The sequence below is a fragment of the Micromonospora okii genome (assembly GCF_020884795.1).
GTDB classification, from domain to species: Bacteria; Actinomycetota; Actinomycetes; order Mycobacteriales; family Micromonosporaceae; genus Micromonospora; species Micromonospora okii.
The window spans coordinates 310,916-334,629 of the sequence record NZ_BBZF01000019.1 but is presented as its reverse complement, the minus strand read 5'-3'; the positions used below and the strand labels follow the sequence as shown (position 1 = coordinate 334,629).

Annotated in this window: 21 protein-coding genes; 11 read left to right on the top strand and 10 right to left on the bottom strand. The window is 74.0% G+C overall.

Going from position 1 to position 23,714, the window contains the following annotated elements:
* Positions 1 to 142 precede the first annotated feature (142 nt).
* Positions 143 to 1,363 carry an ROK family transcriptional regulator gene (locus LPU43_RS18565; protein ID WP_229401714.1) on the bottom strand — a complete coding sequence of 407 codons (1,221 nt, stop codon included), beginning with the start codon at positions 1,361 to 1,363 and terminating at the stop codon, positions 143 to 145.
* Between the two features lie 121 nt (positions 1,364 to 1,484).
* Here LPU43_RS18565 and LPU43_RS18560 point away from each other — a divergent pair, with 121 nt between their 5' ends.
* The 5 genes from LPU43_RS18560 to LPU43_RS18540 are packed head-to-tail and all read left to right on the top strand — an operon-like array spanning position 1,485 to position 8,065.
* Positions 1,485 to 3,152, top strand: a complete 1,668-nt coding sequence (locus LPU43_RS18560; RefSeq protein WP_229401713.1) for an extracellular solute-binding protein — start codon at positions 1,485 to 1,487, stop codon at positions 3,150 to 3,152.
* A complete protein-coding gene (locus LPU43_RS18555) occupies positions 3,149 to 4,156 on the top strand; it encodes an ABC transporter permease (RefSeq protein ID WP_229401712.1) in 1,008 nt (335 codons plus the stop codon). Before LPU43_RS18560 ends, LPU43_RS18555 begins: the two co-directional genes overlap by 4 nt.
* Positions 4,153 to 5,115: a carbohydrate ABC transporter permease gene (locus tag LPU43_RS18550; RefSeq protein WP_229401711.1), complete on the top strand. Its 963-nt coding sequence runs from the start codon at positions 4,153 to 4,155 to the stop codon at positions 5,113 to 5,115. The genes LPU43_RS18555 and LPU43_RS18550 overlap by 4 nt, the downstream gene beginning before the upstream one ends.
* A 6-nt stretch (positions 5,116 to 5,121) precedes the next feature.
* Positions 5,122 to 7,227 carry a beta-galactosidase gene (locus LPU43_RS18545; protein ID WP_229401710.1) on the top strand — a complete coding sequence of 702 codons (2,106 nt, stop codon included), beginning with the start codon at positions 5,122 to 5,124 and terminating at the stop codon, positions 7,225 to 7,227.
* Positions 7,211 to 8,065, top strand: coding sequence for an alpha/beta fold hydrolase (locus tag LPU43_RS18540; protein WP_229401709.1), 855 nt, complete (start codon positions 7,211 to 7,213; stop codon positions 8,063 to 8,065). The genes LPU43_RS18545 and LPU43_RS18540 overlap by 17 nt, the downstream gene beginning before the upstream one ends.
* A gap of 10 nt (positions 8,066 to 8,075) precedes the next feature.
* On the opposite strand, the gene LPU43_RS18535 is transcribed toward LPU43_RS18540, so the two are convergent.
* The 6 genes from LPU43_RS18535 to LPU43_RS18510 are packed head-to-tail and all read right to left on the bottom strand — an operon-like array spanning position 8,076 to position 14,085.
* Positions 8,076 to 8,957 carry an STM4011 family radical SAM protein gene (locus LPU43_RS18535; protein ID WP_229401708.1) on the bottom strand — a complete coding sequence of 294 codons (882 nt, stop codon included), beginning with the start codon at positions 8,955 to 8,957 and terminating at the stop codon, positions 8,076 to 8,078.
* A complete protein-coding gene (locus LPU43_RS18530; protein WP_229401707.1) occupies positions 8,954 to 10,282 on the bottom strand; it encodes an STM4012 family radical SAM protein in 1,329 nt (442 codons plus the stop codon). Before LPU43_RS18530 ends, LPU43_RS18535 begins: the two co-directional genes overlap by 4 nt.
* Positions 10,276 to 11,079: an STM4013/SEN3800 family hydrolase gene (locus tag LPU43_RS18525; RefSeq protein ID WP_229401706.1), complete on the bottom strand. Its 804-nt coding sequence runs from the start codon at positions 11,077 to 11,079 to the stop codon at positions 10,276 to 10,278. Before LPU43_RS18525 ends, LPU43_RS18530 begins: the two co-directional genes overlap by 7 nt.
* On the bottom strand, positions 11,067 to 12,167 hold the full coding sequence (locus tag LPU43_RS18520; protein WP_229401705.1) for an STM4014 family protein: 1,101 nt from the start codon (positions 12,165 to 12,167) through the stop codon (positions 11,067 to 11,069). The genes LPU43_RS18525 and LPU43_RS18520 overlap by 13 nt, the downstream gene beginning before the upstream one ends.
* An 18-nt stretch (positions 12,168 to 12,185) precedes the next feature.
* Positions 12,186 to 13,145, bottom strand: coding sequence for an STM4015 family protein (locus LPU43_RS18515; RefSeq protein ID WP_229401704.1), 960 nt, complete (start codon positions 13,143 to 13,145; stop codon positions 12,186 to 12,188).
* A 7-nt stretch (positions 13,146 to 13,152) separates the two neighbouring features.
* Positions 13,153 to 14,085 (bottom strand): STM4015 family protein, encoded by a 933-nt coding sequence (locus LPU43_RS18510; RefSeq protein WP_229401703.1) that lies wholly within the window; start codon positions 14,083 to 14,085, stop codon positions 13,153 to 13,155.
* A gap of 266 nt (positions 14,086 to 14,351) precedes the next feature.
* On the opposite strand from LPU43_RS18510, the gene mmsA reads away from it, so the two are divergent.
* Genes mmsA through LPU43_RS18495 form a run of 3 tightly spaced genes read left to right on the top strand, consistent with a single transcriptional unit; the run spans position 14,352 to position 18,345 of the window.
* Positions 14,352 to 15,899 (top strand): multiple monosaccharide ABC transporter ATP-binding protein, encoded by a 1,548-nt coding sequence (gene mmsA / locus LPU43_RS18505; protein ID WP_229401702.1) that lies wholly within the window; start codon positions 14,352 to 14,354, stop codon positions 15,897 to 15,899.
* Positions 15,896 to 17,188, top strand: coding sequence for a multiple monosaccharide ABC transporter permease (gene mmsB, locus LPU43_RS18500; protein WP_229401701.1), 1,293 nt, complete (start codon positions 15,896 to 15,898; stop codon positions 17,186 to 17,188). The genes mmsA and mmsB overlap by 4 nt, the downstream gene beginning before the upstream one ends.
* A gap of 56 nt (positions 17,189 to 17,244) precedes the next feature.
* Positions 17,245 to 18,345, top strand: coding sequence for a substrate-binding domain-containing protein (locus LPU43_RS18495; RefSeq protein WP_229401700.1), 1,101 nt, complete (start codon positions 17,245 to 17,247; stop codon positions 18,343 to 18,345).
* Positions 18,346 to 18,503: 158 nt separating this feature from the next.
* Here the strand turns inward: LPU43_RS18495 and LPU43_RS18490 are convergent, their stop codons facing one another.
* Positions 18,504 to 19,868, bottom strand: a complete 1,365-nt coding sequence (locus LPU43_RS18490; protein ID WP_229401699.1) for a coiled-coil domain-containing protein — start codon at positions 19,866 to 19,868, stop codon at positions 18,504 to 18,506.
* A gap of 257 nt (positions 19,869 to 20,125) precedes the next feature.
* On the opposite strand from LPU43_RS18490, the gene LPU43_RS18485 reads away from it, so the two are divergent.
* The 3 genes from LPU43_RS18485 to LPU43_RS18475 are packed head-to-tail and all read left to right on the top strand — an operon-like array spanning position 20,126 to position 21,756.
* Positions 20,126 to 20,983: a hypothetical protein gene (locus LPU43_RS18485; RefSeq protein ID WP_229401698.1), complete on the top strand. Its 858-nt coding sequence runs from the start codon at positions 20,126 to 20,128 to the stop codon at positions 20,981 to 20,983.
* A gap of 39 nt (positions 20,984 to 21,022) precedes the next feature.
* Complete coding sequence (locus LPU43_RS18480) at positions 21,023 to 21,193, top strand: hypothetical protein (protein ID WP_229401697.1); 171 nt, start codon at positions 21,023 to 21,025, stop codon at positions 21,191 to 21,193.
* On the top strand, positions 21,175 to 21,756 hold the full coding sequence (locus tag LPU43_RS18475; RefSeq protein WP_255686296.1) for a 3'-5' exonuclease: 582 nt from the start codon (positions 21,175 to 21,177) through the stop codon (positions 21,754 to 21,756). The genes LPU43_RS18480 and LPU43_RS18475 overlap by 19 nt, the downstream gene beginning before the upstream one ends.
* 221 nt (positions 21,757 to 21,977) lie before the next feature.
* Here LPU43_RS18475 and LPU43_RS18470 read toward each other — a convergent pair whose 3' ends face one another.
* Together LPU43_RS18470 and LPU43_RS18465 are read right to left on the bottom strand one after the other, a co-directional pair.
* Positions 21,978 to 22,697: a DUF8817 family protein gene (locus LPU43_RS18470; RefSeq protein ID WP_229401695.1), complete on the bottom strand. Its 720-nt coding sequence runs from the start codon at positions 22,695 to 22,697 to the stop codon at positions 21,978 to 21,980.
* Positions 22,698 to 22,760: 63 nt separating this feature from the next.
* Positions 22,761 to 23,693 (bottom strand): hypothetical protein, encoded by a 933-nt coding sequence (locus tag LPU43_RS18465; RefSeq protein ID WP_229401694.1) that lies wholly within the window; start codon positions 23,691 to 23,693, stop codon positions 22,761 to 22,763.
* Positions 23,694 to 23,714 lie beyond the last annotated feature (21 nt).

Sequence of the window (23,714 nt, the reverse complement as noted above, 5' to 3'; positions counted from 1 at the left end):
GAAGCGCTCCGACAGCCGGCGAGGAGCAGGCCCGCCCCGCGTGCCCGCGCGGGACGGCTGCCGTCGAGGTTGGCACCACCGCGCCGGCCGGTCAAGGCCCGACCCCGCGGCCCCTCGGTCGACTCGACCTCGCCGACAGGCCTCAGCCGGTGGGCAGCCGGCCACTCTCGACGGTGGCCAGCGCGACGGTCGCCCCGCCGAGCGCCGAGGCGGCACCGCCCAGCGTGGACGCCTCCAGCCGGCACCCGCCGGCCTCGGGCGCGCCGGTGCGGGCGGCGAGTTCCGCGCGGGCCGCCGGCAGCAGCCACGGCCCCAGCGCGGCGAAGTGGCCACCGACCAGCACCGCCTCGGGATCGAGGAGGTTGGCCAGCACGGCGGCGGCGTGCCCGAGGTGGCGGCCGATCTCGGCCAGCCCGCCCCGCACGGCGGGGACGTCCCGGGCGGCCAGGACCCGGATGCGCTCGATCTCCGGCAGGAAGTCCGTGACCGGCCCCTCCGCGACGGTGTCGGGCAGCAGCCGGCGCACCACCGCCGGCAGGCCGGCCAGCGCCTCCAGGCAGCCCGCCCGACCGCAGGCGCAGCGCGGGCCGGCCGGGTCGATCGGCAGGTGCCCGACCTCGCCGGCGAAGCCGCGCCCGCCGCGCAGCAGCCGGCCGCCCGCGATCACCCCGGCGCCGATGCCCGCGCCGCCGGTGAGGTGGACCAGGTCGGCCGCCCCGGCGTGCGCGCCGTGCCGCTGCTCGGCCAGGGCGGCGAGGTTCGCCTCGTTCTCCACACTGACGGCGAAGTCCGGCTCGCGCAGCGCGGCGCGCAGCAGGTCGGCGAGGGCGACGTCGCGCCAGCCGAGCGCGGGGGAGAGCGGGACGCAGCCGGCCGGGTCGACCAGCCCCGGCACGCCGACGGTGAGGCCGAGCACGGCGCGCCCCTCGCCGGTGAGCCGGCCGGTCGCCCGGCGGGCCAGCGCGGCGAGCGCGCGGACCGTCTCGCCCGGGGAGGCCGCCGGGGCGGCGAAGGCGCGCCGCCAGGTGAGCAGCCGGTTGCCGCCCAGGTCGACCGCGACCGCCACCAGCTCGTCGGTGCCGATCTCCAGCCCCAGCCCCGCGTACGGTTCGCCGTCGAGCACGAGCATGGTGGCGGGGCGGCCGATCCGGTTCTCCGTTAGCCCGGTCTCGCGCAGCAGCCGGCGGTCGATCAGCTCGGTCACGAGGCTGGAGACGGTGGCCTTGTTGAGCCCGGTGTGCGCCGCGATGTCGGCCCGGGAGCAGGGCGCGTGCACCCGGACGTGCCGCAGCACCAGGGCCCGGTTGGCGACCCGGACGTCGCCGAGGTCCGTCGGCCGCGGGTCGATCTGCCTGCTGGTCAAGTTCCGCCCGCTCCCTTGTGGCCACGATCACCGTCGATTAGTTTGTTCGGCTAGGAACCCAACTAATCCTAGCCGGGCGTCCGTGCTCCGCAAGCCCGCCCACCGAGGAAGGGAGCGTGTCGTGACACCGCCCCCGCAAGGCGCATCCACCGACCGCCGGACCCTGCTGCGCCTGCTCGGCCTCGGGGCCGCCGCGACGGCGGGCGGCGCCGCCCTCACCGGGTGCAGCAAGGAGGCCGGCAGCTCCGGCAGCGCCACCCGGTCCGACGCCATCCGCGCCGTGCTGCCCGCCCACAGGCCGGCCGACCTGCTCAAGCCGGACATCCCGGGCGAGGGGCCGATCCCCGACGGCTACCTCGGCTACCCCCGGCAGCTCGTCGACGCGGTCACCGAGCAGCCCGGCCGGGGCGGCGGAACGATCCGCAGCATGAGCCCCTGGTGGGGGCCCACCCCGCCGACCCTGGGCAACAACTCCTACCTCGCGGCGGTCAACGCCAAGCTGGGCGTCGACGTGAGCCCCAGCCTCCAGGACGGCACGACGTACGCGGACAAGCTCAACGCGATGCTCGGCGCCCGGGACGTGCCCGACCTGCTCAGCGTGCCGAACTGGGAGGTCGACAAGGTCGCCCGCTTCTCCGACGCGGTCAGGGCGCTGTTCGAGGATCTCACCGACCATCTCAGGGGCGACGCCGCCGCGAAGTACCCGTACCTCGCCGCCCTGCCCACCGGCGCGTGGGAGTACTCGGTCTGGGGCGGGCGGCTCGCCGCCGTGCCGTTCCCCACCGACGGCCCGTTCGCCTGGGCGCTGTTCCAGCGGCGGGACCTCGTCGTGAAGGCCGGCCTGGCCGCGCCAACGTCCCCCGCCGAGCTGCACGAGCTGGGCCGCGAGCTCACCGACCCGGCCAAGGGGGTCTGGGCCTTCGGCAGCGTCTTCGACATGGTCCAGCAGTTCTACGGCTGCCAGCAGACCTGGCGCAGGAAGCCCGGCGGCGGCCTGGAGCACAAGTTCGAGAACCCCGCCTACCGGGCCGCGCTGGAGTTCACCGCGAAGCTCTTCGCCGACGGCCTCGTCCACCCCGACACGGTGGCCAGCAAGGGTGCGGACGAGAAGCAACTGTTCAAGGCCGGCAAGATCATCATGTTCCAGGACGGCCTCGGCGCCTGGCAGGGTGTGCAGGGCGAGCAGAGCAAGGTGCTGCCGAGCTTCGACATGCAGCCCGTGCCGGTGTTCGGCGCGAGTGGCGGCCCGGCGGTGATCTGGGGTAGCGAGAAGCCGATCTTCTTCACCTTCCTCAGGAAGGGCCTCGGCGCCGACCGGGTCGACGAGCTGCTGCGCGTGCTCAACTGGTGCGCCGCCCCGTTCGGCAGCCGCGAGTTCGAGCTGCGGGAATACGGCGTGGAGGGCAAGCACTTCACCCGGGCGGCCGACGGCAGCCCGCTCCCGACCGACCTGGGCCGCAAGGAGCTGGGCGCGCAGTACACGCACATCGGCGGCCGGGTGCCGGTGAAGGTGCGCAGCGGGGACACCCCGAACTTCGTCCGGGACTACCTGGACTACTACCGGAAGAACATCGGGCTGATGGAGAAGGACCTCTTCGCCGGGATCAAGCTGGAGCTGCCCGCCAACTGGTCGAAGCTCCTCCAGCCGACGGAGGACAAGATCCGGGACATCCTGCGCGGTCGCCGCCCCATCGGCGACCTGGACGGCGTGGCGAAGGAGTTCCTCGCCTCCGGCGGCGAGGAGGGGCGCGCGTTCTTCGAGAAGGCGCTCGCCGACAACGGCCGATGAGCGCCGCCCCGGGCACCGCCCGGCGCGCCCGCCCGCAGGCCGCCCGCCCCCGCAGTCAGCCCCGCGCCCGCCCCCGGGCCGGCCTGCGGGCCCGGCTGCGCCGGGACTGGCCGCTGCTGGCGATGACCGCGCCGGCCGCCGCGCTGCTGCTGGTCTTCCACTACCTGCCCACGCTCGGCAACGTCATCGCCTTCCAGGACTACAACCCGTTCGTCGGCGACGACCCGGTCGAGGCGTTCCTGCACAGCGAGTGGATCGGCTTCGGCAACTTCGAGGCCCTCTTCACCGACCCGCTGTTCTGGGACGCGGTGCGCAACACCCTGACCATCACCGCGTTCCAGATCGTGTTCTTCTTCCCGCTGCCGATCCTGCTGGCCATCCTGCTGCACAGCCTGGTCTCCGGACGGGTGCGCGGCTTCGTGCAGAGCGTCGTCTACCTGCCGCACTTCTTCAGTTGGGTGCTGGTGGTCACGTTCTTCGTGCAGATGCTCGGCGGGGCGGGCCTGCTGGCCCAGCGGATGCGCGAGGCCGGCCTGCGGCCGTGGGACGTCATGACCAACCCCGACACCTTCATCGTGCTGGTCACCGCCGAGTCGGTGTGGAAGGACGTCGGCTGGGGCGCGATCGTCTTCCTGGCCGCGCTCGCCGCGATCGACCCCCACCTGTACGAGGCGGCGGCGGCCGACGGCGCGGGGCGCTGGCGGCGGCTGTGGCACATCACCCTGCCCGGCCTGCGCCCCGTCATCGTGCTGCTGCTCATCATGCGGCTCGGCGACGCGCTGTCGGTCGGCTTCGAGCAGTTCATCCTCCAGCGGGAGGCCGTCGGCCGGGACGCCGCCGAGGTGCTCGACACGTTCGTCTACCACCAGGCCATCGCCACCCAGCAGTGGGGGCTCGGCGCGGCGGCCGGGCTGTTCAAGGCCGTGGTCGGCCTGATCCTCATCGTCGCGGCCAACAAGCTCGCCCACCGCCTCGGCGAGCAGGGGGTGTATTCCAGGTCATGACCACGCAGCTCAGTGACCCCGTACCGGCGACGGCGGGCGGGCGACCGCCCCGACGGCGGCGCGACCGGCGGCCCCCGTGGGAGGAGCCGCCCACGCCACTCGGGGTGTTCGGCAAGGGCGTCGTGCTCACCCTGCTCGTCGCGGCGGTGCTCGTTCCCCTGTGGGCGGTGCTGGTGACCAGCCTCGCCTCGCGGGAGACGATCGACGCGGCCGGCGGCATGGTGCTGGTGCCCCGGGAGGTCGACCCGTCCGCATACGTCACGATCTTCAACGGCGGTCAGATCACCCGGGCCGTCTGGGTCAGCACCGTGGTCACCGTGGTCGGCACGACGGTGAGCCTGGTGCTCACCGTCCTGGCCGCGTACGGGCTGTCCCGGCCCGGCTCGGTGGGGCACCGGGGGCTGCTGTTCTTCTTCCTGCTGACGTTCCTCGTCTTCCCCGGCCTGGTGCCCAGCTATCTGGTGGTGACCGGGCTGGGGCTCAAGGACAGCCTCTGGTCGCTGATCCTGCCCAGCGCGATCAGCGTGTTCAACCTCGTGGTGGTCCGGGCGTTCTTCATGGGCGTGCCCGGCGAGCTGCTCGACAGCGCCCGCATCGACGGGGCGGGGGAGCTGCGCATCCTCACCCGGATCGTGCTGCCGCTCTCCAAGGCCGTCGTCGCCGTGGTCGGCCTCTTCTACGCCGTCGGCTACTGGAACGCCTACTTCAACTCGGTGCTCTACCTCGACGACAACGACAAGTTCCCGATCCAGCGGGTGTTGCAGAGCTACATCCTGGCCGGGCAGTCGCCGAGCGTCTCCGGCGCGGCGGTCAGCCTGCCCGGCGTCACCGCCTATCCGCCGACCCTGGCCGTGAAGATGGCGGTCGTGGTGGTCACCGTCGTCCCGGCGGTGCTCGTCTACCCGTTCGTGCAGCGGCACTTCACCAAGGGCGTCATCACCGGCGCCGTGAAGGGCTGATGCGGCGTGTGGGACGAGGGCCGGCTCCGCTACGGCGGCGACTGGAACCCCGAGCAGTGGCCGGTCGAGGTGTGGGCTGAGGACGTCGCCCTCATGCGCCGCGCCCGCGTCGACCTCGTCACCGTCGGCGTGTTCGCCTGGTCCCGCCTCGAACCCGTCCCCGGCCGGTACGACCTGGGCTGGCTGGACCGGGCGCTGGACCTGCTGGCCGACAACGGCGTCTCGGCGGCCCTGGCCACCCCCACCGCCTCGCCGCCGCCGTGGTTCTCGCTGGCCCACCCCGGGGCGCTGCCGGTGACCGCCGACGGGGTCCGGCTGCGCCACGGCAGCCGGGACACCTACTGCGCCGCCGCGCCCGCCTACCGGGCCGCCGCCCGCCGGATCGCCGGGGTCCTCGCCGACCGCTACGCCCACCACCCGGCCGTGGCGCTGTGGCACGTGCACAACGAGTACGGCACGGTCTGCCACTGCGAGCACGCCGCGCGGGCGTTCCGGCGCTGGCTGGCGGCCCGCCACGGCGACCTCGCCGCCCTCAACGCCGCCTGGGTCACGAGCTTCTGGGGCCAGCACTACTCCGACTGGGCGCAGGTCGACACCCCCCGGGCCACCCAGTACCTGGCAAACCCCGGCCACCTGCTCGACTTCCGCCGGTTCTGGTCCGACACGCTTCTCGCCGCGTACGTCGAGCAGCGCGACCTGCTCCGGGCGGCCAACCCGGCCGTGCCCGTCACCACCAACTACGTCCTCGGCGACTGGGTGCCCGTCGACCACGCCCGCTGGGCCGCCGAGGTGGACCTGGTCGCGATCGACCACTACCCGTCCGCCGCCGACGGCCGCGCCGAGGAGCAGACCGCCCTCGCCGCCGACCTGGCCCGGGGCTGGGCCCGGCACGGCGCCCGCCGCCGGGGCGGCACCGGGGCGCCCGGCGCGGGGTGGCTGCTCATGGAGACCGCCCCGAACCTGATCTACACCGACGGCCGGATGCACACCAAGGAACCCGGCCGGATGGCCCGGCACAGCCTCGCCCACGTCGCCCGGGGCTCGCGCGGCGCGATGTACTTCCAGTGGCGGGCCCCCGTCGGCGGGGCGGAACGCTTCCACTCCGCGCTCGTGCCGCACGCCGGCCCGGACAGCCGGGTGTTCCGGGAGACGGTCGCCCTCGGCGCGGCCCTGGAGCGGATCGCCGAGGTCGACGGGGCGACCGTCGAGGCGTCGGTGGCGATCGGCTGGGACGCCGCCAGCGGCTGGGCCCTGCGCCACCCCGGCCTGCCCTCGTCGCGGCTCGACCACCACGGGGAGGTCGCGGCGGCGCACCGGGCGCTGTGGCGGGCCGGCTTCGGCTGCGACGTGGTGCTGCCCGGCGACCCCCTCGACGGGTACGGGCTGCTCGTCCTCCCCGCCCTCTACCTGGCCTCCGACGCCACCGCCGGCTGGGTGCGCGCGTACGTCGCAGGCGGCGGGCACCTGCTGGCGACCTGGCTCAGCGGCGTCGCCGACGAGCACGCCCGGGTGCGCACCGGCGGCTACCCCGGGGCGCTGCGCGACGTGCTCGGCGTGCGGGTGGAGGAGTTCCACCCGCACGCCGACGGCGACGCGGTCCCCCTGAGCGGGGGCGGGACCGGGCGGACCTGGGCCGAGACCGTCCACCTGGCCGGCGCGGAGACGATCCGGCGGTACGCGGGCGGCGTGCTCGCCGGCCGGCCCGCCGTGACGCGCCACCGCTACGGCGCGGGCACCGCCTGGTACGTCTCCACCCGCCCCGACGACGACACCTACCGGCGGCTGCTCGCCGACGCCGCCCTCGACGCGGGCGCGACGCCGACCTGCCCGGGTGCCCCCGCCGGGGTGGAGGCGGTCCGCCGCCGCTCCGCCGGGGGAAGCTGGCTGTTCCTGCTCAACCACACCGACCGGGCGCACCGGGTGCCCGCCGCCGGGGTGGAGCTGCTCACCGGCGCGCCCGTCGACACCGCCGTGGAGGTCCCCGCCGGGGGCGTCGCCGTGGTCCGGGAGGCCCCGGCCGCGCCCCGGCCCGGCCGCCGCGACCGTTCGGCGCAATCGGGTGGACGGCACAACGATCATGGGACACCCTGTCGGGATGGAACATTTCGTTGATGTCGCGCCCGGGATCCGGCTGTGGGCCGAGGAGCGCGGCGACCCCGCCGCCCCGGCGCTGCTGCTCGTCATGGGCGCGCACGCCTCCGGCCTGACCTGGCCGGAGTCCCTGGTGGACGCCCTGGCCCGCCGGTACCGCGTGATCCGTTACGACCACCGCGACACGGGCCGCTCGACCTGGGCCTTCGACGAGCGCCCCTATCCGATCGCCGAGCTGGCCGCCGACGCGGTGAAGCTGCTCGACGCGCTCGGGGTCGCGCGCGCCCACGTCGTCGGCATGTCCATGGGCGGCATGTTGACGCAACTGCTGCTGCTCGAGCACCCGGAGCGGATGGCCACGGCGACCTTCATCGGCACCCCGCCGATGGACGGCGGCCCCGCCGACGCGGGGCCCGCCCCCGAGCTGCTGGCGTACTGGGGGACGATGCTGGAGCCCCGCGACCGGGCCGCCGAGATCGCCTGGCGGGTGGAGCACTGGCGCATCCTCAACGGCGGCGAGCTGCCCTTCGACGCCGAGGAGTTCCGCCGCCGGGAGGAGCGCATCGTCGAGCACGCGGGGCGGCACGACAACACCGGCGCCCACGCGCGGGCCGGCCAGGACGGCCTCGACCGCGCCCCGGAGCTGAAGGCGACCACCACGCCCGCCCTCGTGGTCGACTCCCCGCGCGACCCCGTCGCCGGCACCGCCGCCGCCCGGCACCTCGCGGGGCTGCTGGGCAACGCCCGGGTGGTCACCGTCCCCGGGCTGGGCCATGCCCTGTCGGAGGCGGTCGGCCCCCGGCTCGCCGAGGTGATCGTGGAGCACACCGGCGCCCACGAGCCGGTTCGGGGGGCCTGACCGGCGGCGGTCAGCCGCGCGGCCAGGCGGCCGGGACGCGCTCCAGCACCCCGCCGGCGAACACGTCGCGCAGCCCCAGCGGCTTGAGGTGGACGTACCCGATGTGGCAGTCGCACACCGCGTTGACGCAGGCCCGGGGGCGCAACGCGGCCCGCCACGACCCGTCGTAGAGGTTGCCGAGGGGCTCGTCGACGAAGTGGCAGCGGCGCACGGTGCCGTCGCCGCGCACGGAGATCGCCGTCTCCCCGGCGTGGCACGGTCGGTCCAGCGACAGGTGGGGGCGCACGCTGTAGCCGAACAGCGGGTCCAGCGCCGTCCAGGTCGCCTCCTCGGCGGCGTCGTAACGGCGGCCCTCGGCGGCGTTGACCCACAGGTAGACCTGCGGCGGCAGGGCGGCGCGCAGCGCCCGCGCCTCGGCCAGGTGCTCCGGCAGGCCGACCACGCCGACGGAGAAGCGCACGCCCAGCTCCGTCAGGCGCGCGCAGCGGGCCAGGAACCGCTCCCGGGTGACCTGCCCCGGGTGGTACGTCGTCCACAGCGCCGCCCGCGCCGGGTCGGCGTCGGCCAGCCACTCCACCCGGGCGGCCAGGTTGGTCTGGATCACCACCCGGTCGACGTGCGGCAGGCGCGACAGCGACACCATCGCCTCCCGGTACCAGCGGCGGGTCAGCCCCTCGCCCCACGGGGTGAACAGCACCGACAGCCGCACATCCGTCGTCGCGGCCACCCAGCCGGCGAACCGTTGCAGGGCGGCCCGGTCGGCGGCGAGCAGCTCCGGCGGGTCGCGCCGCTTGGCGAACGGGCAGTACGGGCAGTCGTAGTTGCAGCTCGCCAGCGGCCCCCGGTACAGGATCGCCAGCTCGGCCCGCCCGCACCGGTCGGCCCCGCTCACCGGGGCACGTACCCGGTCATCGCGCGGCGGACCTCGGCGGAGGTCAGCCACGGGCCGACCGCGTCGGAGCGGGCCAGCCCGGCGGGGGTGAGCCGCAGCCCGCCGTCGGTGGCCCAGCCCCGCTCGACCAGCAGCCCGAGCTGCGGGAAGTCCTCGCGCGGCGGGCGGCCGAACCGGGCGGCGTAGGCGGCCGGGTCCACGCCCTCGGCGCGCAGCAGCGACTTCAGCAGCCAGCGACGGCGCTGCTCGTCGTCGTCGAGGCGGTAGCCGAACTCGGCGAACCGGAAGTCGTCGGCCGGGCGGGCCAGGTAGTCGTCGAGCACGGCCCGCACCTGCGTGACGCTCACCGCGTAGTCGAACGAGTAGTGCAGGTCCGTCGTGTACGATCGGGCCCCGCAGCCCAGCCCCACCATGCCGTCGTCCTGGCAGCAGTAGTCCGGCCCGTCCGGCGCGGGCACGTCGGCGCGGCGGAACTGCCGCATCGACTCCTGTCGGTACCCGGCGGCCCCGAGGACCTCCACCGCCTGCGTGTAGAGGGCCAGGCGCTCGGCGTCCCACTCGGCCCGGCTGGGCGCCCGGCGGCCCAGCCCGGTCAGGGGCCGCACGTAGAGCGGGTACAGGTACAGCTCCTCCGGCCGCCAGGCCAGGGCCGCGTCCAGGCTCTCCCGCCAGGTGCCGGCGGTCTGCCCGTCGATGCCGTAGATCAGGTCGACGTTGAGCACCGGGATCGCCGCGTCGCGGATCGCGCCGAGGGCGGCCTCCACCTCCGTGCGGCGCTGCGGGCGGCCGGCGGCGCGGGCCTCCGCGTCGAGGAAGCTCTGCACCCCGATGCTCACCCGCGTGGCGCCGTGCGCGGCGAGCACCGCGAGCCGGTCCGGCGTCGCCGTGGCCGGGGAGGTCTCCACCGACAGCGGTACGCCGGGCAGGCGCGCGCCGAGCGTGGACGTGGCGATGTCGAACAGCTCGGCCAGCTCCCCGGCGGTCAGGTAGGTGGGGGTGCCGCCGCCGAACGCCACGCGGGCGTACCCGGCGTCGCCGCCGAGCGCGTCGGCGACCCGCTCGGCCTGCCGGCGCACCTGCCGCAGGTAGGCGCCCACCTGCTCGGCGGGCGCGTTGGCCCGGGTGAAGAGGTTGCAGAAGCCGCAGCGCATCTCGCAGAACGGCACGTGGACGTAGAGGAACAGCGCGTCGCGCGCCTGCGCCCGCCACACGTCGGCCAGCGCGGGCCGGGGCCGCAGCGCCCGGTACGAGGTCTTGTGCGGGTACGAGTACAGGTACTGCTGGTACGGCGAGCCGTCGAGGCCCGTGTCGGTGCTGGTCACCATTCTCCCGGTCGTAGGGTGAAGTGGGCGTACGGGACCGTCCACACGACGTCGTGGCCGATCCGGTGGCCGGTGTGGCCGTCCTCCCCGTACGCCGTGCCGTGATCGGAGCAGACGATCGTGAACACCGGCCGGCCCCGCCCGGTGAGCAGGGCGAAGAGCTGGTCGACGCGCCCGTCCACGTACTCCAGGGCGGCGGCGTGGCTGGCCGGATCGTCGGCCGCCGCGCCCGGGACGTAGTGCCGGTTGGGCTGGTGCAGGGCCGCCACGTTGAGGAACGTGAACAGCGGTTGCGCGGCGGGGACCCGGGGCAGCACCTCGGCCAGCCGGTCGAGCTGCGCGTCCATGCAGGCCGGGGCGGTGACCCCGAACTCCGGCTCCCAGTGCGCCTCGGCGAAGAGGCCGGGCAGCACCGCCCCGAGCGGGCTGCGCCGGTTGAAGAAGCCCACCCCGCCCAGGCAGAGCGTGTGGTATCCCTCCCGGCCCAGGGCGGTCGGCAGGTCCGCCGCGTCGAACACCCAGGTGTCGGCGCCCGAGGTCTCGCTGCCGGGGAACGCCGCCGCGTACAGCCGCTCGTGCCGGCCCGGCTCCGTCGGGGTGGGCAGGAAGCCGGCGAAGAACGCGTGGTGCGCGGCGTAGGTGAAGCTCGCGGGGGAGTGCCGGCGCTCCCACCGGCCGCCGGGCAGCGCCCGCGCCAGGTGCGGAGTGCGCCCGGCGGCGGCCAGCTCGTCGGCCACGTCGAAGCGCAGCGTGTCGAGGGTGACCAGGCAGATGTCGTGGCTGCCGATCAGGCTCCGCACGCGACCGCCTCCTCCGCCGTGGCCCGCCACCGCGCCCACCGGCCGCTGGTCAGCGCGTGGATCTGCTCGGCGTAGGTGTCCCGGCCGTCGGCCAGCACCCCGGGCAGCAGGTCGCCGAACGCGTTGACCTCCGCCACGGCGTGCCGCCGCCAGCCGAGCAGGAACATCAGGTCGACGCCGACGTGCAGGGTGCGCGGGAAGCAGGCTGCGGCCCGCGCGCAGGTCTCCATCGCCGCCGCCCACGCCGCCGGCCCGGCCGCCGCCCGCACCTGCGCCAGGTCACCGCGCGCGTTGCCCAGGTGCAGGTTCGTCATCGGCCCCCGGGAGGCGCGCACGACCGCGTGGGTGGGCCGACCGGCGACCACCACCACCCGCAGGTCGACCACCCGCTCGCCGAGCCCCGCCTTGGGCAGCCACCGCTCGACGTGCAGCCCCTGCGGGGCGAGCCGGTCCACGAGCGCGGCGACGGTCGCCTCGTCGTCGTAGTGGCGCACCCGCAGCGAGTTGAACAGCCCGTCGCCCGCCACCTCGATCGGGGTGACCGCCCGCACCCGGCCGGGGCCGACCGCGAGGGCGATCACCCCGGCCGCCGACGAGCCGTGCGCGGGCTTGACGAAGACCCGCGCCCAGCCGGCCGCCGCCATCGCCGCCCGCAGCTCGGCGTACCCGGCGACTGGGGGCAGGGCCGCCGGCACCGGCACCCCGGCGGCGTGCAGCAGCGCGTGGCAGCGCCGCTTGTCGCAGAGCGCCGCCACGTCGGCGGGGTCGTTGAGCAGCTCCGCGCCCCCGGCCGCGACCCGGCCCAGGCCGTCGACCAGCCCGGCGTACGCGTCGGCGAGGCCGACCAGCTCGCCGTGCCGGGCCGGGGTGGCCGTCCGCCGCAGCAGCCGGTCCACCTCCGGGTCCTCGCCGGGGGAGTCGACGCGCACCAGCGCGCCGGCCGGCGGTGGGGCCGCCCCGGTCAGCACGTCGACCCAGGGCAGCACCGCCGGCCGGGGCAGGCCGGCGGCGAGCGCGGCGGCGGTGAACAGCCCGACGCGGCGGTTGTCGGGGTTGCCGACGACGGTCAGCCGCAGGTCACCGGGCACCGCGCGCCCCGCCGCCGGTCACTCCGACACCGCCGTGTACCGGTACGCCTCGCCGTCGTCCTCGTCCTCCTCCTGCGGGTCGGAGAGGTCCACCCACACGCCGGGCAGGGCCGCCTTCACCGCCGTGACGGTCTCCTCGGAGACGTAGTGGTGGTGCAGGTCCAGCTTGCCCAGGTGGGTCAGCGGTTGCCCGCCGGCCAGCGCGAGCGCGCCCCGGTCCCCGAGGGTGCCCAGCGACAGGTCGAGCGCCGCCAGCCGCCGCACCACCGGCGCGGACGCCAGGGCCTCGGCGAGGTCGTCGGCGATCTCGGCGTTGCGCAGCGCCAGCCGCCGCAGCTCGGGGAAGAGGTCGCCGGCCAGCAGCGGGGTCAGGTCGTCCACGGTGGTGTCGCCGCCGTACTCGGGGGTGCCGAGCCACAGCTCCAGCTCCTCCAGGGCGGGCAGCTCGGAGTCGAGCACCGCCCGGACGAAGTCGGGGGCCAGGCCGCCGCTCTGCACCTCCAGCCGGCGCAGCCCCTCGTGGCGGACGGGGGAGAAGCCGAAGTCCTCCCCGCCGCGCACCCGCAGCACCTCCAGCGCCGGGTACGCCGTCAGCAGCGGGCTGACGTCGCCCACCTTCATCCAGGAGATCTCGCACTCCTCGCTGACGATGTCGCCGAGGAAGAGCGCCTCCAGGTGGGGCAGCCGCTCGGCTGCGTCGCAGAGCTGGGCGATCGGGGCGTAGTTGAACGCCGCGTACCCCCAGGAGCCGACGACCAGGGCCTCGACGGCCTCGCCGGCCTCGTCGGCCCGGTCGAGGAACCGCGCGAACGCCGCCTGGAACCCGGGGGAGAGGACGGCGTCCCCGGTGCTGTCGTTCCAGTCGTGGGCGTCGATCCGCCAGGCGACGGGCCCGTCGACGGCGGGCAGCGGGCCGTCCTCCGGGACCTGGACGACGGTGCGGTCGGCGAAGGTGTCGACGTGCGATCGGACGGTCACGGCCGCGTCACTCCCCGACCGCGGTGAAGCGGTACTCGCGGCCGTCGTACACGTGGGCGGACTGCGGCTCGGAGAGGTCGACCTCGACCCCCGGCAGGGCGGCGACGATCCGCTCGCGGGCGGCCTCGGAGAGGAAGTGGTGGTGCAGGTCGAGGCGGCGCAGGTGGGTCAACGGCTGCCCGGCGAGCAGCGCGTCGGCCCCGGCGTCGGTGAGCACCCCCTTGGACAGGTCGAGCACCTCCAGCCGGCCGACGACCGGAGCGGCGGCGACGGCACCGACGATCCGGTCGGCGTACTGGGCGTTGCTCACGGCGAGGTGGCGCAGCGCCGGCAGCCGGGTGCCGGCGAGCACCTCGGCCAGGTCGGCCACGGTGGTGTCGCCGCCGTAGTCGGGCCGGCCGAGCCACAGCTCCAGGCGCTCCAGCGCGGGCAGGTCGCACGCGCCCACCGCGGCGGTCACCTCGCCGGGCAGCCCGCCGGTCTGGAAGCCCAGCTCCCGCAGCCCGGCGTGGCGCACCGGGTCGAGGCGCAGCTCGTTGGCGCCGCGCACCCACAGCACCTCCAGCGAGGGGTACGCCGCCAGCAGCGGGGTGAGGTCGCCGTGGGTGAGCCAGGAGATCTCGCACTGCTCGCTGGTCAGGTCGGCGAGGAAGACCGCCCGCAGTGACGTCCATGCCTGCGCCGCCTCGACCAGCGGGCCGAGCGGCAGCGCGTACTCGTACGCCGAGCCCCACTCGCCGACCACCAGGGCCCGGACGGCGTCGGCGGGCACCTCGTCGCGGAAGGCCGCGAGCAGGTCGACGAAATCCTGGGGGGCGGCGTCGAACTCCTCCACCTCCAGCCGCCAGGCGACCGCCGACGGGTCGTCGGGCAGGGTCATCCCCGGGGTGAAGGGCAGCACGGGCAGCCCGGCGAACGACGACAGATGGGTGCTGATCACGCCTACCTCCGACTCGACTGGTGCAGCGGCGGCGCGACCGTAGCAGCCCGTACCGACATGAAGATCACCGGCGAGCGCCGTCGATCCGGCGGAACGCCCAGCTCGCACGGGTGGTCACGGCCGGGTCACCGATCGTCGACCCCTCACTTGTGCCGGAGCGCTTGCGGTCGGCCGTTCGGCGGAATACGTTGCCCCCACCAACAAATCCGAGCGAGAATCACGTCCACTTCGGAGGCGTAGATGGCGTTGGCGAGCTGGTGCGAACGATGAGCGACGCGCCCGTCCTGCTGGAGATGCGCTCCATCACCAAGGAGTTCCCCGGCGTCAAGGCCCTGGCCGACGTCAACCTGGTGGTGCGGGCCGGCGAGATCCACGCGATCTGCGGTGAGAACGGCGCCGGCAAGTCCACGCTGATGAAGGTGCTCAGCGGGGTCCACCCGCACGGCAGCTACGACGGCCGGATCGTCTACCGGGGCGCGGAGACCCGCTTCGCCGACATCCGCGCCAGCGAGGGCGCGGGCATCGTGATCATCCACCAGGAGCTCGCGCTCGTCCCGGACATGTCGATCACCGAGAACATCTTCCTCGGCAACGAGCCCCGCCGGCGCGGCGCGATCGACTGGCGGCTCGCCAACCGCAGGGCCGTGGAGCTGATGGCCCGCGTCGGCCTCCACGAGGACCCGGACACCCTGGTCAAGGACATCGGGGTCGGCAAGCAGCAGCTCGTGGAGATCGCCAAGGCGTTCGCCAAGGACGTGCGGCTGCTCATCCTCGACGAGCCCACCGCCGCGCTGAACGAGGCCGACTCCCGGCACCTGCTGGACCTGCTGCGCGGCTTCCGCTCGCGCGGCGTCACCTCCATCATGATCTCGCACAAGCTCAACGAGATCGAGGCGATCGCCGACCGGATCACCATCCTGCGCGACGGCCGCACCGTCGAGACGCTCGACGTGCGGGCCGACGGCGTCGACGAGGACCGGATCGTGCGGGGCATGGTCGGCCGCGAGCTGGGCAGCCGCTTCCCCGACCGCACCCCGCGCATCGGCGAGGTCTTCTTCGAGGTCCGCGACTGGACCGTCCGGCACCCCATCTCCGCCGAGCGCAGGGTCTGTAGGAACGAGAGCTTCGTCGTACGGCGCGGCGAGATCGTCGGCTTCGCCGGGCTGATGGGCGCGGGCCGCACCGAACTCGCCATGAGCGTCTTCGGCCGCTCCTACGGGGTGTACGAGTCGGGCACGATCGTCAAGGACGGCAGGCAGATCGTGCTGAGGTCGGTGGCGGACGCGATCGCCCACCGGCTCGCGTACGTCAGCGAGGACCGCAAGGCGATCGGCCTGAACCTGCTCGACGACATCAAGGCCTCCACGGTCGCCGCCAAGCTCGCCAAGGTCACCCGGCGCGGCGTGCTCGACGCGGTGGCGGAGCACCGGGCGGCCGAGTCGTACCGCCGGGAGCTGCGGATCAAGGCGCCGACGGTCGACGAGGGCGTCTCCAGGCTCTCCGGCGGCAACCAGCAGAAGGTCGTCCTGGCGAAGTGGATGTTCACCGACCCGGACCTGCTGATCCTCGACGAGCCGACGCGCGGCATCGACGTGGGCGCGAAGTACGAGATCTACGGCGTCATCCAGCGCCTCGCCGACCAGGGCAGGGGCGTCGTCGTCATCTCCTCGGAGCTGCCCGAGCTGATCGGGCTCTGCGACCGCATCTACACCGTGTGCGAGGGCGCCATCACGGGCGAGATCGCCCGCGAGCACGCGGACCCGGAGACCCTCATGAAGCGGATGACCTCGACGAAGAGGACGCAGCCACGATGAGCCGAGCCAAGGATCTCCGGAAGAACCTCTTCGGAGGCACCACCTCCAACGCCCGCCAGTTCGGGATGATCTTCACGCTGGTCGCGATCGTCGTCCTGTTCCAGATCCTCACCGACGGCCTGACCCTGCGGTCGGACAACCTGATCGCCCTGTTCCAGCAGAACTCCTACATCCTCATCCTCGCCATCGGCATGCTCATGGTGATCGTCGCCGGGCACATCGACCTGTCGGTCGGCTCGGTCGCCGCGTTCGCCGGCATCCTGGTCGCCAAGTCGATGTCGGACTGGTCGCTGCCCTGGCCCGCCGCCGTCGCCTTCGGCCTGCTGATCGGCGCGGCCATCGGCGCCTGGCAGGGCTTCTGGGTCGCCTACGTCGGCGTGCCGGCGTTCATCGTCACCCTGGCGGGCATGCTGCTCTTCCGGGGCGGCAACCAGTTCATCGGCAACGCCGACACCATCCCGGTGCCCGAGGGCTTCCGGGTGATCGGCGCCGGGTTCCTGCCCGAGGTCGGGCCGAACACCGGCTACAACAACCTGACGCTGCTGCTGGGCCTGGCCGCGTGCGCCGCCGTCGCCTGGCGGGAGGTGCGGGCGCGCAGGACGCGCCGGGAGATGGCCGCCGACCCGACGCCGACGTGGATCTCGATCCTCCGCCTCGCCGTGATGGTCGGGGCGATCGTCTTCGCCTCGCTGCGCTTCGCCAGCGGGCGCGTCGGCACGAGCTTCCCGGTCTCCGGCATCATCCTCGTGGCGCTGGTCCTCGCCTACTCCTTCTACACCCGCAACACCGCCGGCGGCCGGCACATCTACGCCGTGGGCGGCAACTCCCGGGCCGCCGAGCTCTCCGGCGTCAAGCTCAGGCGGGTCAACTTCCTCGTCATGACGAACATGTCCGTCCTGGCGGCGCTGGCCGGCATGATCTTCGTGGCCCGTTCGGCGGCCTCCGGCCCGCAGGACGGCAACGGCTGGGAGCTGGACGCCATCGCCGCGGTCTTCATCGGCGGCGCGGCCGTCTCCGGCGGCATCGGGACCATCAGCGGCTCGATCGTCGGCGGCCTGGTCATGGCCGTGCTCAACAACGGCCTGCAACTGCTGGGCGTCGGCACCGACCGGGTCCAGATCATCAAGGGCCTGGTGCTGCTGCTGGCCGTCGCGCTCGACGTCTACAACAAGCGCCAGGGGCGGTTCTCCGTCATCGGCGGCCTCACCCGGTCGCTCCGCCGGGACACCCCCACCCCGGCGGCGCCGGAGGCGCAGCGCGCGCCGGCCGTCACCAAGGTTCCCGGCTGACGCGCGCCGCCCCCGCACACCCCGTACCTCCCCCGCAGAGAAGGGCACTACCGCTCATGCGCAACTTTCTCGGCAAGTCGGTGGCCGTCGGCGTCATCGCGGCGCTGGCGCTGACCGCCTGCGGCTCCGGCCGCGAGGAGGAGCCCGGCGGCTCGGACGGCAACGCCAAGGGCTTCGCGGCCAACGCCCTGATCGGCGTGGCATTGCCGGCCAAGACCTCGGAGAACTGGGTCCTCGCCGGAGACCTGTTCACCAACGGCCTCACCGAGGCCGGCTTCGCCAGCGACGTGCAGTACGCGGGCGCGTCGACCACGGTCGCCGACCAGCAGGCGCAGATCACCGCCATGATCACCAAGGGCGCCAAGGTCATCGTCATCGGCGCGACCGACGCCGCGCAGCTCTCCACCCAGGTCGCCGCCGCGCACCAGGCCGGCGCGAAGGTCATCGCCTACGACCGGCTCATCACCAACACCCCGGACCTCGACTACTACGTCGCCTTCGACAACTTCAAGGTCGGCCAGCTCCAGGGCCGGGCCCTGCTGGACGGCCTGAAGGCCAGGAAGCCAAACGGCCCGTACCACATCGAGCTCTTCTCCGGCTCACCCGACGACAACAACGCCGGCGTCTTCTTCAACGGGGCGATGGACGTGCTCAAGCCGGAGATCGACAAGGGCACCGTCGTCGTCGCCTCGAAGCAGACCGACGTGAAGCAGACCGCCATCCAGGGCTGGAAGGCCGAGGGCGCGCAGGCCCGCATGGACCAGCTCCTGACCTCGACCTACGGCAACCGGGAGCTCGACGGCGTCCTCTCCCCGAACGACACCCTGGCCCGCGCGATCATCACCTCGGTCAAGGGCGCCGGCAAGAAGATCCCGGTCGTCACCGGCCAGGACTCCGAGGTCGAGTCGGTCCGCTCCATCATGGCCGGCGAGCAGTACATGACGATCAACAAGGACACCCGGAACCTGGTCCGGCAGACCATCGCCATGGTCAAGGCCCTCCAGGCCGGACAGACCCCCGAGGTGAACGACACCAAGTCCTACGACAACGGCAGCAAGGTCGTCGACACGTACCTGCTCCCGCCGGTCGCCGTCACCAAGGCCAACGCCGCCGAGGCGTACGCCGACGACCCGAAGCTCGCCCCCCTGACCAGATAACCCCCGTCCCACCCACCCCACCCCATCCCACCCCACTCCGCTCCGAGAGCCGCGCAACTTCGGTGAAGATGCTGCCCCGTCGCGCCGCGACCCGGCATCTTCGGTGAAGTTGCCCGGATCTCGGAGCGGGGTGAGGGAGGAAAAGAGTGGGGCGGGGGTCAGGAGGCGGGAGCGTGGGCGGGGGAGGGAACGGGGAACTCCTCCGGGTGGTCGCGGTGCTGCGGGGCCGGGCGGTCGGCCTCCTGGCGGGCCGCCACCGTCGGGAACTCGGCGGTCTCCGACCCGCCCGCCGCGGCGGCCATCACCGCGGCGGCGGCCAGATCCGCGACCCGCTTCGCCTCCCGCTGCACCCGGGCCCGCACGTCCTTGGCGTGCCGCTCGGCCTGGTCGGCCGCCGTACGCGCCTCCTCCAGGCGGTTCGCCTCGACCGCCAGCTCCTGCCGGACCTCGGCGAGGCTCTGCTGCAACTGGGTGAACTCGCGCTCCACCGTGGCGCCGTCCTGACGGATCTGGGCGAGCTGCTGCTGGGCGGTCTCCAGCTCCCCGTGCAACTGCGCCAGCGCCTGCCGCTGGCCGCCGACCTCCTGCTGGACGGCCGTGAGCTGCTCCTGGTGCGCCTCGGCCTGCTCGTCGGCGCGCTTGCGCACCTCGGTCGAGTACTGCTGCGCCTCGGCGATCAGCGTCGCGATTTTCTGCTCGGCGGCGGTCAACTGGCCGGCCACGTCCCGCTCGGCCGCCGCCCGGTACTCGGCCAGCTCCTGCTCGGCGGCGGCCCGCCGCTCGTTGATCTCGCGCTCCACGTTGACCCGCCACTGGGTCAGCTCCTGCTGGCTCTGTGCGCGCGCCGCCTGAACCTCCTGCTGGATCTGCGTCCGCGCCGCCTTGGTCAACGCCTCGGCCGCCGCCCGCGCCTGCTCCACCTGCTGGGCGGTCAGCTCGTTGATCCGCTTCGCCTCCTGCTGGGCGTGCTCGTGCGCGGCCTCGCCCTCCACCCGGAGCTGCTCCACCAGCTCCTGGATGTCGGCGAGCTGCGCCTCGGCCGCCGCGCGGCGCTCCTCGTACGTCTTCTCGTGCTCGGCGCGGCGCGCCGACAGCTCCGCCTCCAGGTCCTGGAGCGCCTGCGCCGCGTGGTCGCGCGACTGCACCAGCAGCCGCTCCGCCTCGGCCTGCAACTCGCCGGCCTGCTGCGCGGCGGTCTCGGCGATCGCCGCCGCCTGCTTCTCGGCCAGCGCGAGGATCTGGTCCACCATCGGCCCCAGGTCCCGGAACGACGCCCGGTCCACCTGCGCCGGCGGGCGCTGGCGCAGCTCGGTCACCTCCGCCTGGAGCTGCTGGAACTGCAACGTCAGGTTGCGCAACTGGTGCTGCGCCCGGTCCCGCTCGCCCGCCAGCGTCGACATGCTGGCGACGACGTGCTCGACGTACTGGTCGACCTGCCGCTTGTCGTAGCCGCGCCGCGCCTGCTCGAAGTTCGGCCGAGGGGCCGTGTCGTGGCGCACCGCGAAAGATTCCCCGGTGGACATTCCGGCATCCTCCATACCATCGGCGATCTCGGGCCCACGCGGGATCGCGATGCGGGCATGATGGGCCGCAAGGTTACCGCCGTTCGCCGGGCGGCGAACACCCCACCCGGCATCCGGATGCCCCGGGCACCGTCGGTTACCCCTACCCGTCCGGGAGACGAGGCACAATGGACGAACAGCGTCCCTGCGTCAACTGCGGTCAGCCCGTCCGGGGGCGGGCGGGCTCTGCGTGCCGGGGAAGGGACACCGCCTGGTTCGTGCACTGCCCACCGTGCGCCGACCTCGCCGCCCGGCAGGTGGAGCCGACCGGCCTCGCGCCTGCGGGCAGCGGGGTCGTCATCCACCGGTGTCGCCGCTGCGCCACGCTCCGGGTCTGCCGGGCGTCCTGGCGGACCCGGTGCCACGTCTGCCTCGACGACCGCTCGGCGGGGCTGGCCCTCGCTGCGGGGGAACGGCTGCTGGCGGGCCTGCCGGCCGATCCAGCGCTGGCCGGCGAGGTACGCGCGTTCGCCGCCCTGGCCCCGGACGAGCCCGTGCCGGTGCGCGTCGCGGCCGAGTTCGTCGCGGCCCACGCGTTGACCGCCGCGCTCGCGCGCCACGACCGCGAGGGGTGGACCGTGCTCGCCGGGGACGTGCACGGGCTTCCCTGGTACGGCGAACGCCGCCAGGCCGCGTCCCACGGCACCTGGGGCGTGCACGACGCGTGCGGGACGGTGCAGAAGCTGGGCTCCGGCCGCTGCGCCTCGTGCGCGCCCGGCCCGGGCGGCAGGTCGTTCGAGGCCCTGCGGGACACGCCCTACCTGCTCTACCTGGTGCGGCACCGGGGCGTGCTGAAGTTCGGCGTCGGCGGCGACCGCCGGGTCCGCACCCACCTCGCCGCCGGCGCCGTCGCGGTGCAGGTGCTGCAGGGCCGGCACGCCGACGTGATCGCGGCCGAGGCAGACCTCAAGCGACACAAGCGGGAGGCCGGGGTGCCGCTGCGGTTCTGGCGGACCTGGCGGATGCCGGCCAGCTTCGGCGTCGGCACCGAGGTGGTACGCGCCGCGACGCCGGTCGACCTGGCAGAGATGCTGCCGACCGGCGTTGACGTCACCGGTCGCTTCACCGGGCGCTGACGCCGCAGACCGACGCGGCGGGCCCGGCAGCTCATCGCCGTGCTCGCCGCCGGGGTGGGCGAGGTGGCCGAGGCGCGGCGGCAACTGCGGGACCTGTTGGGCGGGGTGAGCCGCCGGGACGGGCTGGGTTCCCCGGCAGCCGAGGAGATCCGCGCACTTCTGTACCACCTGGACCGACTCGACGGCGACCGGTGCGCCCCGCCCTCCTGAACGTCATCGATGTGGAAGCCACCTGCTGGAACGGACAACCACCACCCGGCTCCGTGCACGAGATCATCGAGATCGGCCTCACCGTCGTGGACGTGGCGGCGCGCCGCCGCGTGTCCCGGCACCGGATCGTGGTCCGCCCCGCCCGGTCGATGGTGAGCAGGTTCTGCACTGAACTGACCGGCCTGACGCAAGCCGAGGTGGAACGGGGCGTCACCTTCGCCGAGGCGGGCCGGATGCTCGTTGAGGAGCATGGGGCCGGGGAACGCCCCTGGGCGAGCTGGGGCGAGTACGACCGTCGGCAGTTTGCTCGGCAGAGTCAGGCCGACGGCGTGGCCTATCCGTTCGGCTATCCCACGGAGCGCACCCACACCAACGCCAAGGCCGTGTTCGCCGCGGCGTACGGGTTGCGCAAGAAACCCGGCATGGACCACGCTCTACAGCTCGCCGGGCTGCCGCTCGAGGGGCGACATCACCGCGGCGAGGACGACGCGTGGAACATCGCAGCACTCGTTCTCGATCTGTTGGGCCGGGGAGCCTGGCCGGTCACGGCCACAGCCGTCTAGACGAGTGGTGCCGCTGTCGGCGGCCGGTGCCGGGGCGCCGCGCAGGGGCCGCAGGATCGGGGCGGGCGCGCAAGATCGTGCTCGTTCCCCGGACGAGGGGCCGCCACGCCGCGACGAGGCCACACTTTCCCCGAACGGGTGGGCTGCCGGCAGCCACCGACGATCACGGGTAGCCGTGTGGACCGCGATCACGACGCGGCGGTGGCTGCCGGCCGGAGCGTCTACGCCAGGGCCGCCGCGACGTCGGCCGCGTTCCGCAGCGCCGCCGACGCCCGCTCGGCGTCGCCCGTGCTCAGCGCGACGCGGTCGACGCGGGCCAGCATCTCCGCCGCCGTCGCCGGGTCGTGCAGCGCCACCGCCACCTCGGCCCGGTAGGCGAGGGCCTCCACCAGCGCGGCCGGGTCGTCGCCGGCCTCGGCGCGGGCAAGGGCGCTGTCCAGGATCCGGGCCGCCTGCGCGAGGTCACCCCGGGAATCCCCCTGCACGACGGCGTTGGCGAGGGCTTTGGCGAGCCGTCCGACCGGCGCGGGCGTAGGGGCCGGGCCGACTGCCGCGCTCTGCACCACGCGGATCCAGTTGCCTCCCGGGTCGATGACGCTGAACCCGCTGAGCCCGTCGGAGTTCCTCCGCGCCCGGGGCCGGGTCATGCGCGGCGTGCCCGAGATCAGCACCTTGCCGTAGGCGGCCCGCATGCCCGCCGCGAACGCCCGGTACAGCTCGCCCGTGTCCGGCGTCAGCACCAGGCACGAGCCGTAGGACTGCTGCGGGTCGAACTCCGGCAGCTCGAAGAAGTGCAGGTGCAGGTCCTCGCGCCGCAGTGCCACGTAGGGATTGGGCTTGCGTTGCCGATGCGTGGTGTGGAAGCCGAGCACCGCGTAGAACGCGACCATGTCGTCGATGGACGCGCAGGGCAGCAGCGGAACGGTCACCTCGTTGGCCATTCGTCCTTCCTAGCCGCCCGGTGAGGACCGGCGCACATGGATGAAGCCGATCGTCGTACGAGGTCAACTGAACGGCGGACGCGGTGCGCGACGGTGCCCCCGCGTCGAGGCCGCCGCCAGGAGCAGTCCGACGGCGACGGCGGACCCGCCGAGGTAGGCGAGCGGTCGGAACCCCAAGACGGTGTACCCGAGCCAACCCGGGGTCGGAGCGGCCGGGTCGAGGTAGGTACCGAGGATCGCCAAGCCGCTGAGCAGGGTCGCGGGCAGCACCGCGAGAAGGCCACCCCCGCACAGCGATGCGAAGACTGCTCGTCGGGTGGGGTGCAGCCGGTACGCCCGCCGGAGTGCCCCGGCGGCCAGCAGCCAGCCGAGCAGCCCGCCGACGACGAGCCCGAGCGTGGTCAGCGGAAGCACGGAAGCGGGTGCCGTGCGGGTGAGCGCGACGTGGAGCCCGTGGCGGGACGCGTCGAGGTCACCCTCCGAGAAGACCTCGATCAGCCACTCGCGCTTGGTGGCCGTCACCTCCGGGCAGCATCCCCTCAGGTCGCTGTGGTCCAGACGCCAACCAGCCGCCCGCAGGCGCTTGCCGGCGGCCCTGACCATCTCCTGGCGGGGCTGCTCGTTCGAATACTCGATCTGGAAGAAGACCTCTCCGGTCCGATACTCGTCCGTCCCCGCGAGCAGGTAGAACCAGCGCGGATCGAGGTACTCCGGGTTCTGGTCGAAGGTGAAATCCCATCGTTGCGGCTGCGCCGACGCTCCGGGCGGCAGCGCGGGATCGACCAACCGGAGCGCCTCGACATTCCGGGGCAGAGGCGCCGCGCCCTGCCAGGCGAGGAAGCCACCGCAGGCCCCCAGCGCGACCGCCACGGTCAGTGCTGCCCCCAGGGCCACCGCGATTCGGGGTTTCCCCTGGACCCGGAAGCGGTATCGGATCCCGTCGAGCAGCCGGTGGCGGCGGGCAAGCCTGTCCCGGGTCGTTGTTGCCTGTGGCATCGGTTCTCCTTGCCGTACCGA

Coding starts and splice junctions, on each gene's coding strand:
- LPU43_RS18555 (WP_229401712.1), top strand. CDS start 3,149: ATGAGCGCCGCCCCGGGCACCGCCCGGCGCGCCCGCCCGCAGGCCGCC.
- LPU43_RS18550 (WP_229401711.1), top strand. CDS start 4,153: ATGACCACGCAGCTCAGTGACCCCGTACCGGCGACGGCGGGCGGGCGA.
- LPU43_RS18540 (WP_229401709.1), top strand. CDS start 7,211: ATGGAACATTTCGTTGATGTCGCGCCCGGGATCCGGCTGTGGGCCGAG.
- LPU43_RS18530 (WP_229401707.1), bottom strand. CDS start 10,282: ATGGTGACCAGCACCGACACGGGCCTCGACGGCTCGCCGTACCAGCAG.
- mmsA (WP_229401702.1), top strand. CDS start 14,352: ATGAGCGACGCGCCCGTCCTGCTGGAGATGCGCTCCATCACCAAGGAG.
- mmsB (WP_229401701.1), top strand. CDS start 15,896: ATGAGCCGAGCCAAGGATCTCCGGAAGAACCTCTTCGGAGGCACCACC.
- LPU43_RS18495 (WP_229401700.1), top strand. CDS start 17,245: ATGCGCAACTTTCTCGGCAAGTCGGTGGCCGTCGGCGTCATCGCGGCG.
- LPU43_RS18490 (WP_229401699.1), bottom strand. CDS start 19,868: ATGTCCACCGGGGAATCTTTCGCGGTGCGCCACGACACGGCCCCTCGG.
- LPU43_RS18470 (WP_229401695.1), bottom strand. CDS start 22,697: ATGGCCAACGAGGTGACCGTTCCGCTGCTGCCCTGCGCGTCCATCGAC.
- LPU43_RS18465 (WP_229401694.1), bottom strand. CDS start 23,693: ATGCCACAGGCAACAACGACCCGGGACAGGCTTGCCCGCCGCCACCGG.